Source organism: Bifidobacterium moukalabense DSM 27321 (assembly GCF_000522505.1).
Taxonomy (GTDB): Bacteria; Actinomycetota; Actinomycetes; order Actinomycetales; family Bifidobacteriaceae; genus Bifidobacterium; species Bifidobacterium moukalabense.
Map to the genome: position 1 here is coordinate 1 of NZ_AZMV01000008.1, position 24,391 is coordinate 24,391.

The window sequence follows — 24,391 nt, forward strand, 5'->3', positions numbered from 1 at the left end:
TCCGAACCCGGAAGCTAAGGCCTGGCACGGTGATGGTACTGCACCCGGGAGGGTGTGGGAGAGTAACGCGCCGCCGCATCCAACCGTTGGGACCCCTTCCCCGGTCGAGCCTGTCGGGCTCCCGGGGAAGGGGTCCCTTTTCGTTGTCGGCGGCCCCTTGCCCTCCGGCCCCGGGGCCTTCGGCGGGCTCCCGGGGAGGGGGTCTTGTGCGTGTTTGCGTGGCCTTTTGCCCTCCTTCCTTTCCGGTGTCCCGCACGACCCCACCCGCCGATGGCCCGGGGGTGCCGTCGGCGTGTTGTTCCGGGAGGCCGGGCGGGGTTCCGAGCCGCGGCGCGTCCACGGATCCAAAGCCCAGACACATCAGCAATCCGTCGGAGGTCACTTTCCGTGCGTCCGTGGTCCGGCCGTCCCGGACACGGAACACCACCAAAACCCACGGTTTCCACGAGTTTCACGCGGTGACCCCACGGGATCGGTCCAAAACAAACCGGAAGATCCTGTTATATGCCCAACACGAACAAGTGTATTCGAGGCGAACGCGTGGTTAACTTGAGTCCATGCACACAAGAACCCGAACCATTGCCGTGGTGGTAGCCACTGCGCTGTTGTGCGCCATCGTACCGATGATCGGCATCAGCTTACGTAATTCCGTAGCCATCACCAGCCGTGAAACCAATATTCTGCAAAATCTGGCAAGGTTGCCGGAAGGGCTGCGTGATTGTTCGGCGGTGCTCGCGTTCATGTTCTCGACCATCGGATGCATAGCGTTGCTCGTCATCCTGGCGGGCATCGACTTGCGCATCACCAAAGACAGGAAGATCGTAGTCCGCGATGTCATTGTATCGGCGACGCCGATACTGTATGTGAACGGCATCAAATGGTTGGTCGAACGCCCACGACCGATCACTTCCGTCGGTTCGGGCCTGCTGCCGGGCGATCCAAGCTTTCCGAGCGGACACACCGCGGCGGCCGTCATCGTCTCCGTCATGATGATTCTGACGGTACGCAATTTGGCCCGTAAACGCTTCCCAGACGGCGAAACCGATCGGAAACGGATACTTCTACGCAGAGCGGTGATCGGCGGTGTGGCAATCGTCATCACGGTCGCCTGCTCGCGCCTACTGCTGGGACTGCATTTCCCGACTGACGTACTGACATCGGCCACTGTCTGCCCGCTCATCTCCTATGCCGTCTGGTGCGTGTGGAACGTCGCCACGTCGTCGGGTAAGTGAGGCGGACGATCCGCCATTTTCGGATGGTCGGCATTGCAGGATGAGCGAAGCGAGCTGAAGGATCCCGAAAGCCATTCGAGGCTGGTCAACGGGATTTGCTTTCCGACCTGCCATTCAGCATGACGGGGTGAGGATTCCCATATCCGCTACGAAAATGGCGGTGTCGCAGGACGACGCAGATTATGTTCGGTTAACGACAGATTATCGGGGCATTGCCGGATTGCCCGGTGGCTCTTTCGATTTCAAGGATGCTGATGACGCTTGAAAACATTGAGGTTCGAGTGTTCGACCGGAATCATATTTGAATTTTGCATGATGATCCGTATGTTTTTCTGATTGGTTCGCGATTTCCGTTTTCCGGACAATGGAGCCAGTAAGCCGTTCGCACAGTGGCGAAAGGCGCGGGAACAGAGAAACCAAGGAAGGAATCGTCATGCTGGAAATCAACATGGATGACGTCATTGCAGTGATCCAATCCATCAGACCGCAGCTGATAGTCATTGCCGTGGCATTGGTGCTCGGCATCATCACAACCGTCGCAATCAACAAGAGAACCGTGGCGAGCCAAGGCGTACGCAAATTGGCGCATTCGACCAGTTGGGTCGTCGTGGCGATTGCGGCGATCGTATCGATCACCATGGCCCTTACAGGTCCGCTTGACAGCATGCTGACCATGGCCACCGCCACCAAGCATGAATTGACGCAGGAAACCATCGATACCACCAACAAGCTTGCCGTGGACATCGAGCGTGAAGGCATCACCCTGCTGCAGAACAATGACCGCATGCTGCCGATGGGCGACACCGGCAACATCAACGTATTCGGCTGGGCGTCCACCAATCCCATCTACGGTGGTACGGGTTCCGGTGCGCTGTCCGATGCCTACGACACCACGTCGCTGCTCGACGGTCTGCACGACGCCGGTTTCAAAACCAACGAAGACCTGACCAAGTTCTATACCGACTACTCCACCACACGCGGAACCATCGCCGTGACCTCGGCCGACTGGACCCTTCCCGAGCCGGCCGCCGACACCTATGCCGACACACTCATCGACAATGCGAAGGACTTCTCCGACACCGCCATGGTCGTGATCGGCCGTGTAGGCGGCGAAGGGCTCGATCTGCCGACCGACATGAAGGCCGATGACGTGACCTACAACGACAATTCCAAGGATTATGAGGACTTCCCGAAAGGCACGCATTATCTGGAGCTCAGCCAGTCCGAGAAGGACATGATCGATCTGGTCGCCAAGAACTTCAGCAAGATCGTGCTCGTCTACAACGGTGCGAACGCGTTCGAAATGAGTTTTGTAAAAGATTATCCGCAGATCAAGTCGGTGCTTTGGGCGCCGCATCCGGGCCAGGCCGGCTTTGAAGCGCTCGGTGAAGTGCTTTCCGGCAAGACCAATCCGTCCGGCCGAACCGCTGACACCTTCCTGACCGATCTGACCGCCAATCCGACATGGAACAACTTCGGCAACTTCGAATACGACAACGTCAAGGAATTCGAGGTCGACTCCGCTCGCGGCGTGCGCTTCCCGCACTTCGTGAACTACAACGAAGGCATTTACGTCGGCTACCGGTACTACGAAACCGCCGCCAACGAGGGCCTGATCGACTACGACGCCACCGTGCAGTATCCATTCGGCTACGGCCTGAGCTACACCACCTTCGAACAGAAGATGGGCGAGGTGACCTACGATGCCGAAACCGGCAAGATCACCTTCGATGTGACCGTCACCAACACCGGCGACACCGCCGGCAAGGATGTGGTCGAGACCTACTACAACCCGCCATACACCAACGGCGGCATAGAAAAGGCGACCGCCAACCTGGTCGACTTCGAGAAGACGAAGGAACTCAAGCCGGGTGAATCCGAAACCGTCAAAGTCGAATTCGATGACGACGACATGGCCTCATACGACTACAAGAACGCGAAATCCTACGTGCTGGAAAAGGGCGACTACGCCATCTCCATCCGTTCCGACTCGCACCGCACCATTGACGAACGGGAAATCATCGTCGCCGATACCATCACCTACGACAGCGAAGACAACACCCACAATGGTGACGCCGCCGTGGCCACCAACGTGTTCGATGACGCGAATGGCGGACTCGACTATCTGAGCCGCGCCGACCACTTCACCAATGCGGATGAGGCGCTGGCCGGTCCGACCGACTATTCCATGTCGGACAAGGACAAGTCCACCTTCTACAATGTCGGCAATTACGATCCGACCAAGTTCGACAACGATTCCGACGAGATGCCGACCACCGGCGCGAAGAACGGCCTTCGTCTGGCCGAGCTGCGCGGCGCCGATTACAGCGACGCCAAGTGGGACCAATTGCTCGACCAGCTTACGTTCGACGAGATGGACAATATCATCGCCAACGCCGGCTACCAGAATGCGGCCATCAAGTCAATCGGCAAGGTGCGTCTGTCCGATGTAGACGGTCCGGCCGCACTGAAGGATAACTTCACCGGTGTAAGCTCCATCGGCCTTCCCTCCAACATCGTGCTCGCCTGCTCCTGGAACAAGGATCTGGCCCATGAATATGGAGAGACCATCGGAGACATGGCCCATGAAATGCAGGTCTCCGGTTGGTATGCACCGTCCGTGAACCTGCATCGCTCACCGTTCGCAGGTCGCAACTTCGAATATTTCTCCGAGGATCCGACCCTGAGCGGGGACCTATCCAGCGAACAGGTGCTTGGCGCCGCCGACCGTGGCGTGTATGCGTTCATCAAGCACTTCGCCCTGAATGAGCAGGAGACCCAACGTAACGGCCAGCTGTGCACCTGGGCCAACGAGCAGTCCATCCGCGAACTGTATCTGAAGCCGTTCGAAACCGTAATCAAGGCCGATGGCGACGCCCAGGCCGTGATGGGGTCGTTCAACTACATCGGCAACACGTATTCCAGCGCCCACACCGGCCTCAACCAGACCGTGCTGCGCGGCGAGTGGGGTTTCAAGGGCTTCGTGGAAACCGACTACTTCTCCGGCACCAACTACTCCTACCAGACCGGCGACCAGGCAATCCGTGGCGGCACCGACGCCATGCTCGCCACCACCGAAACCACCAACCACATCACCGATCACAGCGCCACCTCCGTCAAGGCGATGCGCGCGGCCACGCACAACATCCTCTACACGGCGGTCAACAGCTGGCGTTACGCGGATGGTGAGCCGGACGACCCGATGCCAAGCTGGAAGGTGACATTGATCGTGGCCGATGTGGTACTGGGCGTGGTCCTGGCCGGTCTCGAGGCGCTTGCCGTCAAGCGATTCCTGAACCGACGCAAGGTGGCGGAGGCCCAGTAAGCGGCATCCCAGCGCGTAACCGCACCCCTCCTATGGCGACGCTTCACGGCAAACGTGGGCGTCGCCATGTGATTGCTTACGAAAGGATGTGCCCTTGATTACGGTGGTCCGCCGGGACAACTGTCCGGAGGAAACCGATTGTGCGGGTAAAACGACAGGTTGTGTAATACGGGCTTTGTGGGCCATCGGTGACTGGTTCAATCAAACTAGCGGCGGATCTTTGCATGCGATGCGGCAGGGAAAAGATTCGCGGGGACAGCGCGGCTCGGGGAGAGTCAAGCGGGTTCGCATAAGAGTTAGTGCAAGGGAGAACCAATGGAACTCGAAGAACTTTCGGTTGTCGAAAAGGCTGCGATGCTTTCCGGTGGATCGGAATGGGATTCACGAGGCAACAGCAGGGCCGGCATCCCCAGCTTTGTGATGAGCGACGGCCCCCACGGCGTGCGGCGTCAGCTCGGTGAGGGCGATCATCTCGGTATCGGGGCCTCCAAGCCCGCCACCTGCTTTCCGACCGCCGGTACCGTGGCCAATTCCTGGGACCCGGCGCTCGCCGAGGAGATGGGCGAGGCGCTCGGCAAGGAAGCGCACGATCTTGACGTAAACGTGCTGCTTGGCCCGGGCATGAACATCAAGCGCAATCCGCTGTGCGGCCGTAACTTCGAGTACTACTCCGAAGATCCGATCGTCGCCGGCCGTATGGCGGCAGGCCTGATTCGCGGCATCCAAAGCAACGGCGTTTCCGCATGCCCGAAACACTTCGCCGTCAACAGCCAGGAACTACGCCGTCAGGCCAGTAATTCCGTGGTTGACGAGCGTACCATGCGTGAACTGTATCTGACCGGCTTCGAAATCGCGGTGCGCGAAGCCAAGCCGATGACCATCATGACCTCCTACAACGAGATCAACGGCGTCTACGCACACGAAAACAAGCATCTGCTGCAGGAGATTCTGCGTGACGAATGGGGCTTCGACGGTATGGTCGTCTCCGACTGGGGAGGTTCCAACTCCGCTGTCGCAGCGGTCAAGGCCGGTGGATCGCTGGAAATGCCATCCCCGGGCTTCACTTCCGTACGTGAACTGGAAAGCGCCGTCAGGGCCGGAACATTGTCTGAAGCGGATCTCAACGCCCGCGCTGCGGAGGTCGCCAAAATCGCGGCGGCCACCAAACTGGTCGGCGTCGGCCGCAACGATCTGCTCACGGACGACATCGCCGCCGCGCACCACGAAGTGGCCCGCAAAGTCGCCGAAAACGCAAGCGTGCTGCTCAAGAACGACAATGCGACCCTTCCATTCAAGCCGGGCACCCGCGTGGCCGTTATCGGCGACATGGCCGCCACCGCGCGCTACCAGGGCTCCGGCTCCTCCAAAGTGAACGCCACCAAGGAAGAAAACATTCTCGAAGAGGTCAGGAATGCCGAAGACCTGCATCTTGCCGGCTACGAGCCAGGCTATGATCGCCAGGGAGCGGCCAATCGCGGACTCATCGAAGATGCCATCGCGCTCGCCGGCAAAGACGATGTGGATGTGGTGCTTGCCGTGATCGGTCTCGATGAGCGCAGCGAATCCGAAGGTCTCGACCGTTCCACCATGGCGATACCGCAGGCACAGAACGACTTGATCTCCGCCCTGAAGGGCACAGGCAAGCCGATCGTAGTGGTGCTCGTAGCCGGCTCACCGGTTGAATTGCCGTGGATCGACGACGTTGACGCCATACTGTATGTCGGTCTTTCCGGACAGGCCGGTGCCTCCGCAACCGTGCGCGTGCTTACCGGCAAAGTCAATCCTTCCGGCCATCTGGCCGAGACATGGCCGCTCGTGTATGGGGACTGCCCGAGCTCCGGCTGGTATCCGGCAATCGGCCGTGACGCAATCTATCGTGAGGGTCCGTTCGTCGGATATCGGTATTACGAGACCGCCGACGTTCCGGTGCGTTTCCCGTTCGGTTACGGTCTCAGCTACAGCGATTTCACCTTCTCCGATCTCGCGGCGGACGATGACGGCGTGACGTTCACCGTCACCAACGATTCCGATATCGCCGGTGCGACCGTCGCGCAGTTTTACGTGCGCGGACCGCAGGGAGGCACATTGCACCCCGATCGCGAACTCAAAGGCTTCGTCAAGGTGTGGCTCGGCGCCCATGAAAGCAAGGAGATCGCCATTCCGTTCGACCGTTACACCTTCCGTCATTTCGATGTCGCGGCCGACGCATGGAGAACGGAATCCGGCATATGGACGCTGCTGGTAGGCGACAATGCCGAACATCTGCCGTTGTCCATCACGTATGCCGTTGTAGGCGACGTAGGCGTCAATCCGGCCAATCCGGCGCTCGGCAATTATCTGACCGGCCGCGTCAAGGAAGTGACCGACGTGGAGATGGCCGCGCTGTTCGGACATGAGGTGATCGCCCCGGGCAAACCGGTGACTTTCGGCGTGAATGATCCGATCATGTCGTGGGCGGGCTCCAAGGGCTTCGTCGCGCGCACCATCGCCAGGACACTCACCCGGCAGGAGGCAAAGATCCGCCAGAAGACCGGTTCTCCGGACCTCAACACCCTGTTCGTGCTGAACATGCCGCCTCGTGCCATGAGCAAGATGACCCAAGGCAGGATCGACTCGGCGATGGTCGATGCCATCGTCAAAATCGCCAACGGCCGTACTTTCCGCGGATTGGGTGGCGTGATCGCCGGCTACTTCCGCAACCAATCCGCAAACAAGCGCACCGCAAAGGAGCTGAACAATGACTGACAACAACGCGATGCAGCCCAACGAAAAGGTCGGCCCGATTCGCCAATGGATCAGGAATCATCCGAACATCTGGGAGTTCATCCTGTTCAACGTGCTGTCGAACATCTCCACCATCACCCGTTTCGTGGTGACGTGGATCGGTACCGCCATCTTCATTTCCGGTATGGGACTGACGCAACCGTTTCACTTCCTGATCTTCAATTACGACACCAAGGGCAACGGTCTGGGCGGCTTCCTGACCTTCCTGCTCGCCGAGGTGCTCGCGCAGGTGGTGAACTTCTTCGTGCAGATGAAGTGGGTGTTCAAGTCCGACTCCAGCTTCAAGGACGCCGCCTGGAAGTATGTGATTCTCGCCGTGATCATCGTGGTCGTGAATCTCGTGCTGCCGGGCTACATAACCGGCCTGTGCCAGGGTTGGGGTATGAACGCCGGCGTCGCGGGCACCATCGCCTCCGTGGTCAACACCCTGCTGGCCGTGATCGTGAGCTACCCGCTGCTCAAGTTCTGGGTCATGCCGAAGAACAAGGATTCCAAGGAGGCTGCCAAGTAGATCGATGAATTTCTGAACTTCACCTTCTTTTCTTCCTTTCCTTTGCCCGCCCGGTTCCTTCCCTTCTTCCGGGCGGGTTTTTCCGTGCCGGATAAGCCGCCTGTCGAACGTCGGCCAGTGCCGTGACGGACATGGTGTTCGTTGTACGCGTAGGGTCATGACTACGCGAAGTAAGTGGCGCTACAATCCTCAACGGAATTCCGTCGGAGGTACCAGAGAACGGAAGTTTGATATGAACGGTTGGGTGAGATCATGTCGTTGACTGTGCAACAAAAGGAGACGGCCGCCGCGGAGTTCGCTGCGGCCATGAAGCGGCTCGGACTGACGACAATGCAGGTCGCCGACGATTTCGACATGCCGGAAAGCCGGATCGCCGAACTGCTGAAACTGCATAACGTACGCCATATCGAAGACGGTTGGGTGCTGCGCAACTATCTCATCGAAAAAGCGGACGCCGAGGGCATTGAGCTGCCACCGTTCACCGTGCTGCAGGGAGATCCAGAGAACTACTGGTTCCTGGATATGCGGCGAATTCGGAAACTGAATCTCAAGGCATAGGATCGAAACCGGTCGGAAGAGCGGCCTGAAAAGTCGGAACTGTCGTCGATTCGCTGGATACGACCGAAAGCTGTGTCACATGCCTTATGTGGGCTGGCATAAACGGAAGATGGGTGCCTGCGCTCTAGTGGAGCGCAGGCACCCATCTTGGTTATAGAGGTGAGGGATGGCGTGAATGGCGTTCAGCCAGTCGGGGCAGTGCCATCATTTGACGGAGACCGTGGTTCTTTTCCTCCTTCCCGTAACGACCAATGCGAAGATGCCGGCCGTGCAGAGTACATACACCGCCACGCTGCCGATGATTGCCGGCATTCGCCACACCGGAGTGAGATCGGGTTCACCGACGATGTAGCTATTCGCTACGGTGTACAGGTATTGATGGGCCGCCTCCCGCATAATCTTCTGACCAGAGGCGGTCTTCATCAGGTCAGTGCAATCGCTGATTCCTCCCATACCGTTCGATAGTGTGGAGGTTCCTCCCGCAAGCAGCGCCTTCTGCGTGTTCATGAATCCATGCAGCTCGAGATTGTCGGTCAGTACGGTTCCGGCAAAACCCCATTCGTTGCGTAATGTGGCGGTTAGCAGTGCGGAGCTTGCGCCGGCCCACGTTGTGCCGATGTTGTTGTATGAGCTCATGATGGCGGTTGCGCTGCCCTGCTTCACCGACATCTCGAATGGCTTGAAGTAGATCTCGCGCATCGCCTGTTCGCTGGCCCAAGTGCACAGACCGTAGTGACGCTGGGTTTCCTGTTCATTAAGTGCGAAATGCTTCAGGTAGGCGTAGATGCCGTTCTTGGTGACGTTGCTCGTCACGGTTGCGGCCATTGCGCCCGACAGTAGCGGGTCTTCGCTATAGTATTCGAAATTGCGTCCGGCAAAGGCATTGCGATGGATGTTGGCGCCTGGCGCGTACCATCCGGAAATATGCCAGGCCCTGGCTTCCTTTGCTATGGATTCAGCGAAATCCTTGGCCACGTCGGTGTTCCAAGTGGCGGCAAGAACCACTTCGGCAGGATAGGACAATGTCTTGTAAGTGGTGGTTCCCATGAAGGCGTCGAACACGTAGGACAGCGCCGCCGGGCCATCCATATCGTACGTCTGTGGTTTGCCGATTGACTTGATTGCCGGGGCTCCCCAGCCGTTTTTCGACAGGAAAGTGTTCATATCATCCAAGGTGAGTTCATCAAGCAACTTGTCCCAATCCTCGTCATCATATGACTTACCGGACATATCGGCCAGCTTCACGCCGTTCTTCGCGCCGAAGGTCGGTGCCTTGTCGGAATCGTCAATATAGTCGGTGCCAACGGTAAGCGCGCTCTTGAAAGCAGCCAGTTGCTCATCGGTGGCTTCAGCGTCCGAGCCGGGGACGATCGCCCAGTCATCGCGGGACATGTAGGTCACATCTCCGGCAGCGTCGTCAAAATGATTTTCGGCGGTCTGCTTATCCGAATCGCGCTTTCCGACATATTTGGCCGAGGGATCCTTGCCGGTGGATGCCTTGGCGTCGTTGAACACGATTGCCGTCGGCACATGGTAGGTGAAGGTGGCGTTCTTGGCGGCAGTGTGCGAATCGTGACGTAGGGAGATGGTGTAATCGCCCTGCTCCATCACATACGATCCGGTGGATGAATAGTATTTCAAGCTATCGTAGGAGGCCATGTCGGAAGCCTCAATGTCGATCGAAACGCTTTTGGTCTCGCCGGGCTGAATCTCTTCGGTTTTGGCGAAACCGCCAAGCACTGCGCCGGGTTTCTGAATATGGCTGCCGTCCTTGTGATAGGGAGCGCCGTAATACAGTTCGACGACATCCTTACCGGCAACCTTACCGGTATTCGTCACATCGATGGTTACCGAAATCTTCGAATGCTGATCGATGGTGCCTTGCTCGGTCACGTCGGTGACTTTCCAGTCGAAAGTCGTATATGACAGGCCGTATCCGAATGGGAACTGCACAACATCGTCATATGTCAGACCAGTGCGCTTCTCACCTTCTCGAGTGGTGTAATCATAGCTGGTGCGCGTCTCATAATACCGGTAGCCGATATACACGCCTTCCTGATAATTCACCAGATATGCCGGGTGGGAATCGAAGTCCTTGAAGCAGTCATTCGAATTCGTGTATCGGTATTCGCCGAAGTTGTAATACGATGGCGTGGTCTCCACGGCATACGGATATATATCTGCAAGGCGCCCGGACGGATTGATTTCGCCTTTGAGGATATTGACCACGGATTTGGTGCCGACATCGCCCGGATCTCCGATCCACAGTGCGGCATCGATGTCTCCCGTGGAATCCGGTTTGGCGTTTGTGCCATCAGCATCATCCAGAAAACCCAGCTCCATCGCGTTGCCGGCGTTGATGAGCACAATCACACGTTTGAAGGTCTCCTTGGTTTTGTTCATCAGCGCTTCCTCAGCCTCGCTGAGTTCGAGATAGTGGCGCTTCTTGTCGTTATCCGTCTTGCTGTACTGTGACATATCCGTCGGCAAATCGTTGCCCTCTCCGCCCTTGCGGGAAATGACCACGACCGCGGTGTCGGAATAATCTCGCATTCTTTCAAAGGAGGCGTTTCCGGTGTATGAGGAAAGTCCTGCTTCCGGAATGGAGAAGTCCACCTCGAAAGTATTCTTGCCGCTGTCGTTGTTGGCATACACCGACTTGATATCCGGGTTGACCTTGATGCCAGCCTGTTCGAATGCGGTGACGAAATCAGTGCGATTGGCGGTATATGAACTGCCTCCGGAACCGGAACCACCGTAAACCGGATTGTATGCGCCGTATCCGAGCAGATTGACCTTGCCGATATCAGTCGGCAGTACGCCGTCGTTCTTGAGTAGTACGACGCCCTCGTTTTCCTCAGTTTGGGCGACATTCAGTGCATTCCGGCGTGCCTCGGTCACCGCTGACGAGGAGGCATCGACCTTACCCGGGAAAGCCTTATCGAGGGACAGGCTGAATACGCTGAATGCCAGCACATCCGCAATGACCGCGATGACCGCGATGATTGCGAGGAACACGATGAGGATTCTTCTCCAGAGTCCTGCGCTCCGTTTCTTCTCTGCCATGATTGCTCCTTCTTCGAATAGTGCGAACATCCGCACGACTGCATGGGCAGCTTGGGAATCCACTTTGAATCCCGATGCTTCCATACTCCAACAGAAAACGGCGGAGATGATGGGCTTTGTAATAAGTCGTATGCGTTTTGGCACAAGTGGGAGTAAAAAAGTTTGCCGGCAATGCGATGGTTGATAAAATGTTCTATGAGAGACAGGAGAGTCAACGATGCTGTCGATTGCCATCATCGAAGACACCGAGTCGGATTATGAACGGCTTCGCAAACAGATCGATGAGTTCACGCGGTCTCATGGAACGCCGTTCCGCATCAGTCGGTTCGTTGATGCCGAATCCTTCCTTGACGGCTATCGGTCCGACTACGACCTGGTATTCATGGATGTCGAACTTCCGGGATTGTCTGGGATGCGGGCCGCGCACGCACTGCGCGATTTGGATGAGAGCGTCACGTTGGTATTTTTGACGCGTATCGCCAGTCTTGCCGTCAATGGGTATGAAGTGAACGCACTTGACTACATGATCAAGCCGGTCAACGAAATCGCATTTGACCTCAAGATGAAACGATTCGTGAAAAATATCGAATCGAAACGCAGCTTCACCGTCACTATCCCAACCAAACATGGCATCGCGCGAATCGCGGCTTCGTCCATTCACTATGTCGAAGTGGCCGGGCACAACCTGATCTTCCATACCGAGCAGGGAACCTTCGTTTCTCGCGGAACCATGAAGAAACTGGAGGAGACGTTGAGCCCCCATCACTTTCTTCGGTGCAATCACTGTTACTTGGTGAATCTGCAGGCAGTGGTGTGCGTGGAGGATTGCATGGTTCATCTCGTTGATGCCGAATTGCCGATCAGCCGCGCCAAACGTAAGTCGTTCCTTGATGGCTTGGCCGCATATCTATCAATCGCGTGAGTGAGCAAGGGGAGCGAATGAATCAGTTTGAGTTTTATGACGCCTTCGAATTCGCGATTGTCCTAGCAATTGCCGAAACCCTGTTGTTTGCCTCACGGGAGCGCAGATCTTCATTCGCCGTGCGATTGGCATGTGCTGTGATTGCGTATGCTGCGATTGTCTATGGCTTATACGCGATTTCCGCAACGTACTTATCAGGATGGCTGGGCCTGCTTCGGTATCTGCTGATATTCGCGGCCTCGATTGCGGCGCTGCTGGTTTGTCTGGACGAAGCGATCCAAACTGTGCTTTTCTTGGCTGTTGCAGCATATGCGATACAGCATTGCTCCGTCAGTGTCACGACGGTAGCCGTATTTTTCATTCCGGCTCATGGTGGGTTATGGATGATTACGCAAAGCGCGGTCTGTGTTGTGCTTGGTTTAATCTTCAGAAAGATTTTTTGACGAGAACGGCCGTCAGGTGCTTGCGGACGGTCAGCTGCTCGGTATAACGGTGACGATTCTGTTGATCACACTGGTGATGAGCTACATTCCCGTGCTGTATCTGGAGCGGGAGGATTCATTGGAGAAATCCATATGCGGTATGTACGCCGCTGTCAGCTGCATACTGGCACTCGCATTGCAATCAGGCTTGCTGACGCAAAACCGTTGGAAGGATCAGGCATTACTGGTTCAGCAGATGTGGAATATGAACAGACATCAATATGAGCTGAGTAAAACCACTATCGAAACCATCAACGTGCGCAGTCATGATTTGAAGAAACAGATAGGTTTACTGCGCAACGCATACTTGAACAACGAGACCGGACGAGCATTGGACTCCATTGAATCGGCAGTCAGCCAATATGACGTGATGGCCAAATCGGGTAACGCGAACCTTGATGTGATTCTTACGGACAAGCTCATATATGCCAAACGTAATGGTATTTCCATGACGCATTTGGTCGATGGCCGAGAGTTCACTTTCATGGAGACAATCGACCTCTACGCGCTGTTCGGCAATATGTTGGACAACGCTTTCGAAGAGGTTATGAGGATTGCGGATTCCCGCCAACGGGTGGTGGTGCTGAACGGTATGCGGTCGGGTGGCATGGTGGTGATCCGTTGCGAGAACCCGACCGCTTCGCCACTGAATCTGCGAGAAGGCGAATTACCGGACACCACGAAATCCGATGTCTCGTCCCATGGCTTTGGGCTACGGAGTATTCGTATGGTGGCTGAAAAATATGGCGGACACATGACGTTGGAATCCGACGGGGAATTATTCTGTATCAGTGTGATTATTCCGGCCACTCCGACATCGCCCGTTGAGTGGTGATGTGGATCGCCATCTTCATTCCCGGCATGGGCCTGACACAGATGGAAGACGACGAACTGCACACACATGATGGGAATCGGCGTACGGTCGGCCAATCATGTGACGGTTCTTCACAACCCTTCCGCCAAATCGAGCATGCGTCGGACGCCTTCGCGCAACTCGTCCGCATCGCCGGCGTACGACAATCGCAGGAAACCGCGTCCCTCCTCGCCAAATGCCTCGCCGGGCACCACGGCGACGTGCTTCTCCTGCAACAGTCTGCGGGAGAAGTCGTCGGAGTCCAGGCCCGTGGCGCGCACATCGACGAACGCGTAGAATGCGCCCTCCGGTTCAATCAGACTGAGTTTGGAACAACCGGCCAGCTCATCGACGACGATCTGTCGTTTGGCGAGATACTCCTGACGCATGTCTTCGACCAGTTCCTGCGGACCGGTCATTGCGGCCACGCCGGCGTACTGGGATACCGAATTGACGGAGGAATGCACCATTTCCGCGATTTTACTGGTCTGTTCGATGATGCATGTCGGTGCCAGAAGATAGCCGATGCGCCACCCGGTCATGGCGTACGTCTTGGACAGGCTCTCGACGACGATGGTGCGTTCCTTCATACCCGGCACCGCCGCGATGGATGGCGCGGTAGCCGGCCGGCCATCCACGCCCTCTCCGTAGACGATCGAATGGTAGACCTCGTCGGAAATCGCCCAGATATTGTGTTTCCTGCAGACTTCAGCCACTTGCGCCAGTTCTTCGGCTGTGGTGACGGCGCCGCTCGGATTGCCGGGCGAGTTGATGATGATGGCGCGCGTTCGGTCGGTCACGGCCGCCTCAATGTCCGCAGCGCTGAGATGCATGCCGTTTTCCGGGCGCAGCGCGACGGGAACGGTTATGCCCCCGCACATCATGATGGACGATTTATACGATGCGAAATACGGTGATGGCACGACCACTTCGTCGCCGGGAGCCACCACCGTGTTGATGGCCAGAAACAGGCCGATGGTGGCGCCGTCCACGGCTTGGATCTCGGTTTCCGGATCGTAATCAAGGCCCTTCACACGGCGGGAATAATCCGCTGCAGCCTTACGGAATTCTGAAATGCCAAGGATATTGCTGTAACGGGTCTTGCCCTCCCGAGCCGCCTTGGCCGCAGCCTCCACGACATGAGGGGCGGCCGTTCTGCTGGGTTCGCCTACGCACAACGAGATTACGTCGTCGATTCCAATCACACGGTCGAACACATCGCGGATTCCAGAACGCGGCACAGCCCGCACGTTCGGCGAAATCGGCATCATCGTATCGTCTCCCATGAAACACCTCTCTTTTGCATCGGGAAAACACTGATACAAAAGAGCTATCACCGAATTGCTAACGGGAAAATCCGAATATGACGAAATGGTTTCCGATTCAAGTAATTTCGTTGCGTAAAGGTTGCCCGGTATGTGCGGACCCGTCGTCGCCCCGGCTACTCCGGCAGTACGTCGAACGGCGGATTGATCCTGCGGTCATGCCAATAAAAGACGTTGTCATGTTCGCCGATTTCACGCACCACCTTGCACGGCTGCCCATATGCCACCACGTTCGCGGGGATGTCCTTGGTGACGAGCGAACAAGCGCCGATCACCGAATTCTCTCCGATCGTCACGCCCGGCAATATGGTTACGTTCGCGCCGATCCACACGTTGCGGCCGATGGTAACCGGCAACGAATACTGCGTCGCTCGCTCGCGCAGGTCCGGACGAATCGGGTGGCCGGTGGTGGTGATGGTCACGTTCGGTCCGATCATCACCTTCTCTCCGATGTGCACCTCGCCGTCGTCGACGAGCGTGAGATTGAAGTTCGCATAGGATCCTTTGCCGAAATACGTGTTGCAGCCCCAGTTGGCATGCAGCGGCGGCTCGATCCACGCGCCTTCCTCGTACCCGCCGAGCAGTTTTTCCGCGATTGCTCGACGCCGTTCCAGCTCGCTGGGACGGCTGGCGTTGAACTCGTACAACAGTTCCATCTGATCGGCTTGCGCCTGCAGAATCTCCGGATCGTCGAAGGCGTACACTTCACCGGAATTCATGATGTCCAACACCTGTTGTGGCACGGTCATGGTGCTCTCCTTGCTGCTTTGCGTCACTCCTATGCTTGTTATTTTGCCGCATGTTCGGCCATTCGGACGAATGGAGTTTCCTGCTGGGTTCCTCCACCGCCATTCGAAATGGCTTAAGTATGTTTCGGGACTATCCTGAACGAAGGAAGTGATCCGAGCGATCGCATAATGACATGGTGATTCGGCTTCGGGAGTGAGAACGTTCATGGACTTGCGAAAAGTTCGACGGCGGTGGGACGATTGCGGAAGTGAAACGAACGGAGGAAACAAGTGCGGCGGGCATCCGATAAGAGGCAGGAGCTAGGTGCGGAAGTAACGGAATCGCAGGAACGGCCGAACAAGGCCGGCCAATCGCAACAACCGAAACTAGGGCGTATCCCGGCATTGGTCGCGGCGGTGGCCATCGTCAGCGTGGCCATCGGCGCGGCCGCAGGCCTGCTGACGTTGATGCTGTACGGTATCGAACAGCTTGGGCTCGGCTATGTGGAGAGCACGCATGAATCCGGACCATTCCATGTGCCGCCTTTGCGCCGTGCGATTTCCGTGTTTGTCGGCGCCACCATCGCCGCCATAATCTGGTGGCTGCTGCGCACCCGCAGCACAAAGGTGCCGTCCGTCAAAAAAGCGGTGAACGGTAACGAAATGCCGGTCTGGCAGACCGTCGTGCACGTAGTGCTGCAGATTTTCATCGTCGGTATGGGCATGTCGGTCGGCCGAGAGACGGCCCCGCGTGAGCTTGGTGCCATGTTCGGCCAGCGTTTCGCCCGTTGGGTGCACCTTGATGCAAAAGATACGCGTACGCTGGTCGCCGCCACTGCGGCGGCAGGTCTGGCCGGCGTCTACAACGCGCCGCTTGCCGGCACGTTCTTCGCCGTGGAGATCCTGCTCGCCGATGTGACGCTCGAATCGGTCATAATCGCTTTCTCCTGCTCCGCGCTCGCCGCATGGGTGGCGTCGCTCATCAAAGGTACCCACCCGTTTTATTCGCTTGATGAGGCCGAAGGTCTGTTCACGCCGGATTATATGGCGTTCGCACTGGTCGCCGGCCTGATTCTTGGCGTGGCTGGTGCATTGTTCCGCCGTGGTTCGCAGTGGGCGGAGCAGAACAAGCCAGCCGGCAACGGAATTCTTTGGATGATGCCTTTGGCCGGTGTACTGACCGCAATCGTGGCGATTTGGGTGCCGCAGGTCATGGGCAACGGCCGTGCCACCGCACAGTTGAGCTTCTCCAGCAAGGCCGATCTGGCCGTCATCCCGGTTCTGCTGCTGTCTTTCGCCGCCAAAGCGATCGTCACGTTGCTGACGATCCGTTCCGGCGCGTCCGGTGGCGTACTGCAACCGGGCATCGCGCTGGGTGCCGCCGGCGGTGCTGCGCTCGGTGTCCTGTGGATGCAGATATTCCACACGAATTCAATCGCCATGTATGCGTTGTTGGGTGCATGCGCATTGCTGTCGGCCTCACAGCAGGCTCCGTTAATGGCCATCTGCCTGGCGATGGAGCTGGTGAACGCTCCGATCAACCTGTTCGTGCCGATCGGCTTCGCCGTCGCCGTCAGTGCCTTTACCTCCTTCTGTCTTAACAGGCCGCTTGCAAGGTTTCGAATTGCCGTTCCGAAACTGCCGGACGGTTGCCGAGCATGCGGATTCTCTCGTAATCGTGACGCATCAGTGTGACGCATGGATCGGTAGGGGATTCCGATGGTCTCCTGACGCATCCCAATCTTCCTCGCATCAGGTTTGGATCGAGATTCCGCTTGCCTGCAGCGTTGTTACATGGCCATGAGACCGGTTTGGCGTGGAATCAGCACGGTCAGTACGAACCAGTGGTTCTCGGTGCGGATCGTCACCTCGCCGCCGTACTGCTGCGCGATATGCCGGATTGATTTCACGCCGAAACCATGCCGATGCCGATCGTCGCGTTTCGTGGTGCGCAGGTTGCCGTCCGCGTCTTTGTTGAGCCGGGAATCGTAATAATTCTCGACGCGCACCACAGTGAACCGGTTCTGCTCATACAACGCCAGTTTGATGAGCCGCTGGTCGGCGTCCGGCAGCTTCGATGTCGCCTCGATCGCATTGTCAAGCGCATTGCCGAACAGTGATGCGATATCCATCGACGACATGTTGTTCAGCAGTGAACCATCGGCTACGGCGGTGAACGTGATGCCGCGGTCGGCGCAGGTGCGTTCCTTCGTGGTCAGGATGACGTCCAGCACGGGATTGCCGGTATGCTGCTGCGCACTGTAGCGTTGCACCGACTTTTCCAACTGCTCGAAGCCGGCCGCCGCATGTTCCGGATCAACCTGCGCGCGCAGTGCCGTGATCTGATGCTTCAGATCATGCGCCAGACGGCCCAATGACTCGATGTTCTCCTTGGACTGCAGATACTCCTGATGCTGGCTTTCCAACTGTGCGTTGATCGACGCGAGTTCCGTGTTCGCCTCGATACGCCGCGCCTGCTCCTGCTGCGCATAAAGAATCGCGAAACCGCAGAAATCCACCAACGTGCGGATATAGAAGACCTCCTGGCCTACGGAGCCGGAGAACGGCGTATTCGTCGAGACGAAACTCAGGTTGCTCATGGCGAACGTGACCACCGTGATGGCCACCGTCGCAATCGCGGCGGGCGTCGTCGGCAATGTGGGTGCGGTCTGACTGAAATTGCCGCGTTCCACCAGCCAGGCCAATCCGAAGCAGATTGCGTAGATGCCGATGAGCGAAAGGACCGACCGCCAATCGAAACCCAAAGTGTCATCCCGCATGTTGGCGAAGGTCACGATCTGCCAGTGCAGCGATGCGACCAGCTCGCCCAGCACGAAGGCGCGGGCCGTGATATACAGGCTTTCACGCTTGCCGGCGCCGGCACCGAACAGAATCGTCGCATACATGCAGCCGAACGCCAGCATCATGCCGACGATCCAAAACCAGATTGGCAGCATGCCATCGAGATACTGCACCGCAATCAGCAGTGCAAGGCCGGCCACGGCCGCGAACGCCGTGCGGTGCTGCGGGGCACGGCGGTACAGTACGGCGATGTAGACCATGCAGGCCAGCCATTCGCAGATTCCCGTATACACACGGGGAATGTCGGGCAAGGCGTTGGTGATGCCGGTCATCGCGGGCATGGCGAGCATGTCGGAGCCAGTCACCTTCCTCCTCCCATGAAGTCGGTCAATGCCGCCAGAAACGCCTTTTTGCGTGGTCGGCTTACGCGCAGGTGCTCGCCGTTCGACATCACGCAATCCTGGTCGGCCACGCCGATGACGTGTCGGAGATTCACCAGATAGCAGGAATTCGAGCGGAAGAAGTGACAGTCGGCGAGCTTCGCCTCCATGTCTTTGAGCGTACCGTTGATCGACAGCTTGCCATCAAGCGTGTGGATTACGATCGTATGCCGGATCGACTCGATATATACGATGTCCGTCAATTCGAGGCGCATCTGGCCATTGCTGGTTTCGATCAGCATCGAATCGTTGTTGTTGCGGCGCACCGCGTCGATGGAACGTTTGAGCTCCTGCGAAAACGCGAACCATGGCACGGGCTTCAGCAGATACGACAGCGCGCGCACCTCGTAGCCGCTGATGGCATACTGCGGGGCCGCGGTGATGAATACGATCACCACGTGGTCGTCCCGTTCGCGTATGCGCCGGGCCGCCTCCATGCCGTCCATTTCCTTCATCTCGATATCGAGCAGCAGGATGTCGTAGACAGGGGTGTATCTCTCGACGATTCGTGCGCCGTCGTCGAATACGGAGACGGTGAATCGCTCGTTATTCTCGCTTTGGTAGCGGTTGAGATAGTCGAGTACTCGCTGGCAGCTTGCGGGGTCGTCTTCGACCACTCCGATTCGTATGTTGCGCATGCCTGAGAACCTTCCCTTCCGTGACTCCCTATCCATTGTCTCGCGTCCGTATGATAAAAACTACGATTCATCTGCGATTCAACGACAAATTCTCTTTCTGGACCGTGCCGGATGCGCGACACGCGTTGCCTAATCGGGTGAAATGTGTATTATGGAACGTGGCTCAACGAAGAGATCTTCGCTAAACCAAGTACATAAATTAACGCTTTGAATTGTGGCTTTGTCGAAGTCGTAAGCTGCAAGGCGAGGCACAGGAAAGAAATCCCTTTACAACGGATCGTGAGGCACGTACCTGCCTCTGAAAGGATGACAAATCATGGCAGAAGTCGTATTCGACCATGTTACTCGTATCTACCCGGGCAACGATAAGCCGTCGGTGGATGATCTGAACCTGGATATCAAGGACGGCGAGTTCCTTGTGCTGGTTGGCCCGTCTGGCTGCGGCAAGTCCACTACCCTGCGTATGCTCGCAGGCCTCGAAGAGGTCAACAAGGGCCGTATCCTCATCGGTGGCAAGGATGTCACCACGATGCAGCCGAAGGACCGCGACATTGCAATGGTGTTCCAGAACTACGCTCTGTACCCGCACATGACCGTTGCGGACAACATGGGCTTCGCTCTGAAGATCGCAGGCACCCCGAAGGAAGAGATCCGCAAGCGCGTCGAGAAGGCCGCCGAGATCCTCGACCTGACCGAGTACCTCGATCGTAAGCCGAAGGCCCTGTCCGGTGGTCAGCGTCAGCGTGTGGCCATGGGCCGTGCAATCGTCCGTGAGCCGAAGGTCTTCCTCATGGATGAGCCGCTGTCCAACCTTGACGCCAAGCTCCGCGTGCAGACCCGTACCCAGATTGCCGCCCTGCAGCGTCAGCTGGGTGTCACCACCCTGTACGTGACCCACGATCAGACCGAAGCGCTGACCATGGGTGACCGCATCGCCGTCATCAAGCTCGGCCTTCTGCAGCAGGTCGGCGCTCCGACCGAGCTGTACGATCGCCCGGCCAATGTCTTCGTCGCCGGCTTCATCGGCTCCCCGTCGATGAACATCAACACCCACCCGGTGGTCAACGGCAAGGCGAAGATCGGCGAGGACACTGTGGATCTGCCGGCTGAGGCCGTCAACAAGCTGACCGCCGAGGACAACAACCAGATCGTCGTCGGCTTCCGTCCGGAAGACGCTTCCCTGGCTGCCCCGGATGATGCCAACGCCTTCTCCCTCAAGGTCATGAACGTTGAGGATCTGGGCTCCGACGGCTACATCTACGGCAACATCATCACCGATGGTTCCTCTGCTGAGGCGTCCACCATGATGTCCGATCAGAACAAGCTCACCACGATTCGCGTGAACCCGCGTGCTCTGCCGAAGGTCGGCGATACCGTCAAGATCAAGATCGACCCGTCCAAGATGCACCTGTTCGCCCCGTCGACCGAGCTGCGTCTGAACTAAGTGGATATACGAGTAACCAACCGTCGGGAATCCTTCCATAGGGCATCCCGGCGGGTGGCTGAATAAACTTGACGGAGGCTTCCGCTTCCGTCAACCATTAAACGAGACATTCTCTTCCTCTCTTATTGTCTCGTTGGAGAAGCCCCGCGTAGGTGCGGGGCTTCTTTTTTGCCGCTGCCTCTGCAGATGGAGTACTCCCGATAAAGGTTGGGGGAGGGGTGGCCGACCGACATGGCAGAACGCCCCTTTCCCGTGGGTAGGTCAAAGGGTAGATTGGTGAGTTATGGAATCTATTGAACTGCCCCAGCTGGATCCCCGTGTGCTTAAGGCCACTTCCGTGAAGGCCGAAGATCCAACTGCACAATCTCCGGAACCGCAGGCGCTGAAAATCACCGCCGCAAGCTCGAATCCGAAGATGTTCACCCTACCATGGGAAAAACCGTTGGCGACCTGGCCCGAAGATCTGCTGGCCAATCTGCCGCGAGGCATCTCCAGGCACGTGGTACGTTTCGTGCATGTGGGCGACGAAGTCTATGCCATGAAGGAAATCACCCGCAATGTCGCCGAACGGGAATACGAGCTGTTGCGTCGACTGCAGAAGCTGGAGCTGCCGACCGTGCAGCCGATCGCTGTGGTGACGGGCCGTCATAGCCATGATGGCGAGCCGTTGGAAGCCATCCTGGTCACCAAGCACCTGAAGTTCTCACTGCCGTATCGTGCGCTGTTCGCGCGCAACCTGCGTCCCGACACCGCCGAACGGCTGATCGATGCCTTGGCTGTGCTAATGGTGCGCTTGCATCTGGCCGGCTTCTACTGGGGCGACGTGTCATTGTCGAACGTGCTGTTCCTGCGTGATGCCGATGCGTTCTCGGCTTTCCTGGTGGATGCCGAAACCGGTGATCTGCAGGTGAATCTGACCGAGGGACAGCGCGAATACGATGTGGATCTGGCGCGTACGAACATCATCGGCGAACTGATGGATCTCTCCTCCGGCGCGCTGCTGCCGGGTGATGTGGACGAAATTGAGGTCGGCAACCGGCTGGTAGACCGCTATCATTCGCTGTGGAGCGCCCTGACCGACACCGATGATTTCGGTCCGGATGAGATGTGGAAGATCGAGAAGCGTGTCAACAAGCTCAATAAGCTTGGTTTTGACGTGGACGAGCTGGAAATGAAGACCGCCGCCGACGGCAAGCGTGTGCTGGTGCGCCCGCGCGTGGTCGATGCCGGCTACGCCAATCGCAAGCTGCTGCGTTTGACCGGTCTGGACGTGCAGGAGAACCAGGCCCGCCGCCTGCTCAACGACTTGGATGCCTACCGTGCCTCCACATGGCGTGAGGGTGAGGATCTCGAAATTGTGGCGACCGATTGGATGCGCGAGGTGTTCGAACCCACCGTGCGCATGATTCCGCGCGAATACCGGTCGCAGATCGAGCCGGCGCAGTTTTTCCATGAGGTGCTGGACCACCGCTGGTTCCTGGCTGAAAAGGCCGGTCATGACGTGCCGATGGCCGAAGCGGTGCAGAGCTATGTGGAGAATGTACTGCCGCAGTACAAGCTTGATTCGAAGGATGTGGACGCGCTGAACGCCGAAGCCGACTCCGGTGTGATCGACGACGAATACACCTACAACAATCCCGATGATGACGGCTATAATCCGGATGACGATCCGGATGCCGCGGTGTGGAGCCATTAAACACCCATGCACCTATAACGAAACGTGGCCGAACTGGCATTGCAGTTCGCAGTTTGTTATAGGCCGTGTTTAGTTCTTCGCGGCTTCGCGACGGGCGCGGGCCACCGCATACAGCGTGATGCCGGCGGCGACGGACGCGTTGAGCGACTCGACCATGCTTGACATCGGAATGCCGGCGATGACATCGCAGGTGGTGCGTACCAAACGGCTCAGGCCATTGCCTTCGGATCCAAGCACAACCACGAGCGGATCGGTTTCGAAGCCGGTTTCGCCGACGAGCGCATCGCCGCCACCGTCAAGACCGATGCTGTAGTAGCCGTGTTCCTTCAGGCCTTCGATGGCCTTGGTCAGATTCACCACGCGGGCGACCGGCATATGCGCGGCCGCGCCGGCGGAAACCTTCCAGGCGGCGGCGGTAACCGAAGCGGAACGACGTTCCGGCAGAATCACACCATTGGCGCCGAACGCCGCGGCGGAACGGATGACCGCGCCCAGATTCTGCGGGTCGGTCACGCCGTCCAAGGCGATGAACAGCGGCCGGGCCGCGATACGGGCGGCTTCGGAATTGGCGGCTTCCATGGCGCGCGACTTCTTATCGGCGCGTTCCACGAGCTCGGCCAGTGACGAATACTGGAACGGCTGGGCCTTCATCACCACGCCCTGATGATTGGAGGAGCGCGCGATGCGGTCCATTTCCAAGCGATCCGCCTCAAGCAGGTTCAGACCGTGGATGCCGGCGAGGCGCACGATTTCGCGTGTGCGGTCGTCATGTTCGATACGTGCCGCGATATACAGCGTCGAAGCCGGAACGCCGCATCGCAATGCCTCGAGCACCGCATTGCGGCCGATGACCAGATCATCGGATTCCGAAGTGAACTTCGCCACGCGACGGCGTGCAGCCAGTCGCGGATCGGCCATTTTGCGACGATCCGCCGCCTTCTTGGCCTTATATGCCTTGTGATATACGCGATTTTCGGCCTTGGGAGTCGGCCCCTTGCCTCTCAGCGCGTTACGATGCTTTCCACCCGACCCCTTGGTCGGTCCTTTTTTCATTGCCATAGTTGCCTATTGTCCCAGCACCCCGGGAAATGCGTCGGCATCAAGGATCCGTGATCGGGCCGAATGAAATCGCCACGCACGGTTGGCGTCGATCGCATGACATTGGGCCGATGGAATCGTCCGGGGTCGGCAGTCGGGATTCATGCGACACGATTCGGAGTTTGGCTGTGATTCCGGGAATCGTGCATCGGCTTAAGCTGTCGAAATCGTTTGAGCCGGGAGATTGCCTACTTGTTGAGGGCTTTCTTGAGCAGGTCGGAGGAGGCCTTGGCGAGGGCGAACTGGCCGAAGCCGGGGTCGATGGAGGCGAGGTTGGCGTTGATGATCTGGTCGAAGGTGCTGTTCTTCATGGTGTCTTCCTTTCGTCGCGGCCGCCGTCGCTGGTTCCTGTCGTCTTGCCGTTCCCGCCGGCCGCGGGGTGATTGTTCCGTTGTCTTTTTTCCGTCTCGTTGTTCTGTTGTGCCTTCATCATAGGCCGGCCGGCCCGTGCCGGTCATGCGATGATCGTTGATTTCTTGGCATGATC

General features: G+C 57.8%; 18 protein-coding genes and 1 rRNA gene. 12 read left to right on the forward strand and 7 right to left on the reverse strand.

All coding sequences use genetic code 11. From position 1 onward, the window contains the following. The 6 genes from rrf to BMOU_RS10395 form a co-directional block, all read left to right on the forward strand. Positions 1-79 (forward strand): 5S ribosomal RNA (rrf, locus tag BMOU_RS11865); the annotation flags it as partial. A gap of 478 nt (positions 80-557) precedes the next feature. Further along, complete coding sequence (locus BMOU_RS10375) at positions 558-1,232, forward strand: phosphatase PAP2 family protein (RefSeq protein WP_034877517.1); 675 nt, start codon at positions 558-560, stop codon at positions 1,230-1,232. 433 nt (positions 1,233-1,665) lie between these two features. Beyond that, the gene (locus BMOU_RS10380; RefSeq protein WP_034877519.1) at positions 1,666-4,557 is read left to right on the forward strand and encodes a glycoside hydrolase family 3 protein; all 2,892 of its coding nucleotides are present in this window, start codon (positions 1,666-1,668) and stop codon (positions 4,555-4,557) included. 315 nt (positions 4,558-4,872) lie between these two features. Beyond that, a complete protein-coding gene (gluB, locus tag BMOU_RS10385) occupies positions 4,873-7,302 on the forward strand; it encodes a beta-glucosidase GluB (RefSeq protein ID WP_034877521.1) in 2,430 nt (809 codons plus the stop codon). Then, positions 7,295-7,852, forward strand: a complete 558-nt coding sequence (locus BMOU_RS10390; RefSeq protein ID WP_034877523.1) for a GtrA family protein — start codon at positions 7,295-7,297, stop codon at positions 7,850-7,852. The genes gluB and BMOU_RS10390 overlap by 8 nt, the downstream gene beginning before the upstream one ends. Before the next feature lie 264 nt (positions 7,853-8,116). After that, positions 8,117-8,410 carry a DUF2316 family protein gene (locus BMOU_RS10395; protein WP_235143780.1) on the forward strand — a complete coding sequence of 98 codons (294 nt, stop codon included), beginning with the start codon at positions 8,117-8,119 and terminating at the stop codon, positions 8,408-8,410. A gap of 204 nt (positions 8,411-8,614) precedes the next feature. Here the strand turns inward: BMOU_RS10395 and BMOU_RS10400 are convergent, their stop codons facing one another. Next, positions 8,615-11,476, reverse strand: a complete 2,862-nt coding sequence (locus BMOU_RS10400; protein WP_051428972.1) for a glycoside hydrolase family 3 N-terminal domain-containing protein — start codon at positions 11,474-11,476, stop codon at positions 8,615-8,617. Between the two features lie 217 nt (positions 11,477-11,693). Here BMOU_RS10400 and BMOU_RS11250 point away from each other — a divergent pair, with 217 nt between their 5' ends. The 3 genes from BMOU_RS11250 to BMOU_RS10415 are packed head-to-tail and all read left to right on the forward strand — an operon-like array spanning position 11,694 to position 13,715. Beyond that, a complete protein-coding gene (locus BMOU_RS11250; RefSeq protein ID WP_034877528.1) occupies positions 11,694-12,398 on the forward strand; it encodes a LytR/AlgR family response regulator transcription factor in 705 nt (234 codons plus the stop codon). 17 nt (positions 12,399-12,415) lie between these two features. Continuing rightward, complete coding sequence (locus tag BMOU_RS10410) at positions 12,416-12,841, forward strand: hypothetical protein (protein ID WP_034877530.1); 426 nt, start codon at positions 12,416-12,418, stop codon at positions 12,839-12,841. Between the two features lie 16 nt (positions 12,842-12,857). Next, entirely contained in the window at positions 12,858-13,715 is an 858-nt protein-coding gene (locus tag BMOU_RS10415) for an ATP-binding protein (protein ID WP_051428973.1), read from the forward strand. A gap of 110 nt (positions 13,716-13,825) precedes the next feature. Here BMOU_RS10415 and BMOU_RS10420 read toward each other — a convergent pair whose 3' ends face one another. Both BMOU_RS10420 and BMOU_RS10425 read right to left on the reverse strand, forming a co-directional pair. Beyond that, positions 13,826-15,019 (reverse strand): pyridoxal phosphate-dependent aminotransferase, encoded by a 1,194-nt coding sequence (locus BMOU_RS10420; protein WP_034877532.1) that lies wholly within the window; start codon positions 15,017-15,019, stop codon positions 13,826-13,828. A 155-nt stretch (positions 15,020-15,174) separates the two neighbouring features. Continuing rightward, entirely contained in the window at positions 15,175-15,807 is a 633-nt protein-coding gene (locus BMOU_RS10425; protein ID WP_034877534.1) for a sugar O-acetyltransferase, read from the reverse strand. A gap of 270 nt (positions 15,808-16,077) precedes the next feature. Here BMOU_RS10425 and BMOU_RS10430 point away from each other — a divergent pair, with 270 nt between their 5' ends. Next, positions 16,078-17,481, forward strand: coding sequence for a chloride channel protein (locus BMOU_RS10430; RefSeq protein ID WP_051428974.1), 1,404 nt, complete (start codon positions 16,078-16,080; stop codon positions 17,479-17,481). 95 nt (positions 17,482-17,576) lie between these two features. Here BMOU_RS10430 and BMOU_RS10435 read toward each other — a convergent pair whose 3' ends face one another. Together BMOU_RS10435 and BMOU_RS10440 are read right to left on the reverse strand one after the other, a co-directional pair. Next, the gene (locus BMOU_RS10435; protein WP_171002112.1) at positions 17,577-18,920 is read right to left on the reverse strand and encodes a sensor histidine kinase; all 1,344 of its coding nucleotides are present in this window, start codon (positions 18,918-18,920) and stop codon (positions 17,577-17,579) included. A gap of 29 nt (positions 18,921-18,949) precedes the next feature. Further along, positions 18,950-19,666: a LytR/AlgR family response regulator transcription factor gene (locus BMOU_RS10440; RefSeq protein WP_034877538.1), complete on the reverse strand. Its 717-nt coding sequence runs from the start codon at positions 19,664-19,666 to the stop codon at positions 18,950-18,952. A gap of 316 nt (positions 19,667-19,982) precedes the next feature. Here BMOU_RS10440 and BMOU_RS10445 point away from each other — a divergent pair, with 316 nt between their 5' ends. Then, positions 19,983-21,110: an ABC transporter ATP-binding protein gene (locus BMOU_RS10445; protein ID WP_034877540.1), complete on the forward strand. Its 1,128-nt coding sequence runs from the start codon at positions 19,983-19,985 to the stop codon at positions 21,108-21,110. Positions 21,111-21,393: 283 nt separating this feature from the next. Beyond that, the gene (locus tag BMOU_RS10450; RefSeq protein WP_034877542.1) at positions 21,394-22,806 is read left to right on the forward strand and encodes a DUF4032 domain-containing protein; all 1,413 of its coding nucleotides are present in this window, start codon (positions 21,394-21,396) and stop codon (positions 22,804-22,806) included. A gap of 69 nt (positions 22,807-22,875) precedes the next feature. On the opposite strand, the gene rlmB is transcribed toward BMOU_RS10450, so the two are convergent. Then, entirely contained in the window at positions 22,876-23,865 is a 990-nt protein-coding gene (gene rlmB / locus BMOU_RS10455) for a 23S rRNA (guanosine(2251)-2'-O)-methyltransferase RlmB (RefSeq protein WP_034877544.1), read from the reverse strand. A gap of 227 nt (positions 23,866-24,092) precedes the next feature. Continuing rightward, positions 24,093-24,215, reverse strand: a complete 123-nt coding sequence (locus tag BMOU_RS11720; RefSeq protein WP_268744949.1) for a hypothetical protein — start codon at positions 24,213-24,215, stop codon at positions 24,093-24,095. Between the last annotated feature and the right edge of the window lie 176 nt (positions 24,216-24,391).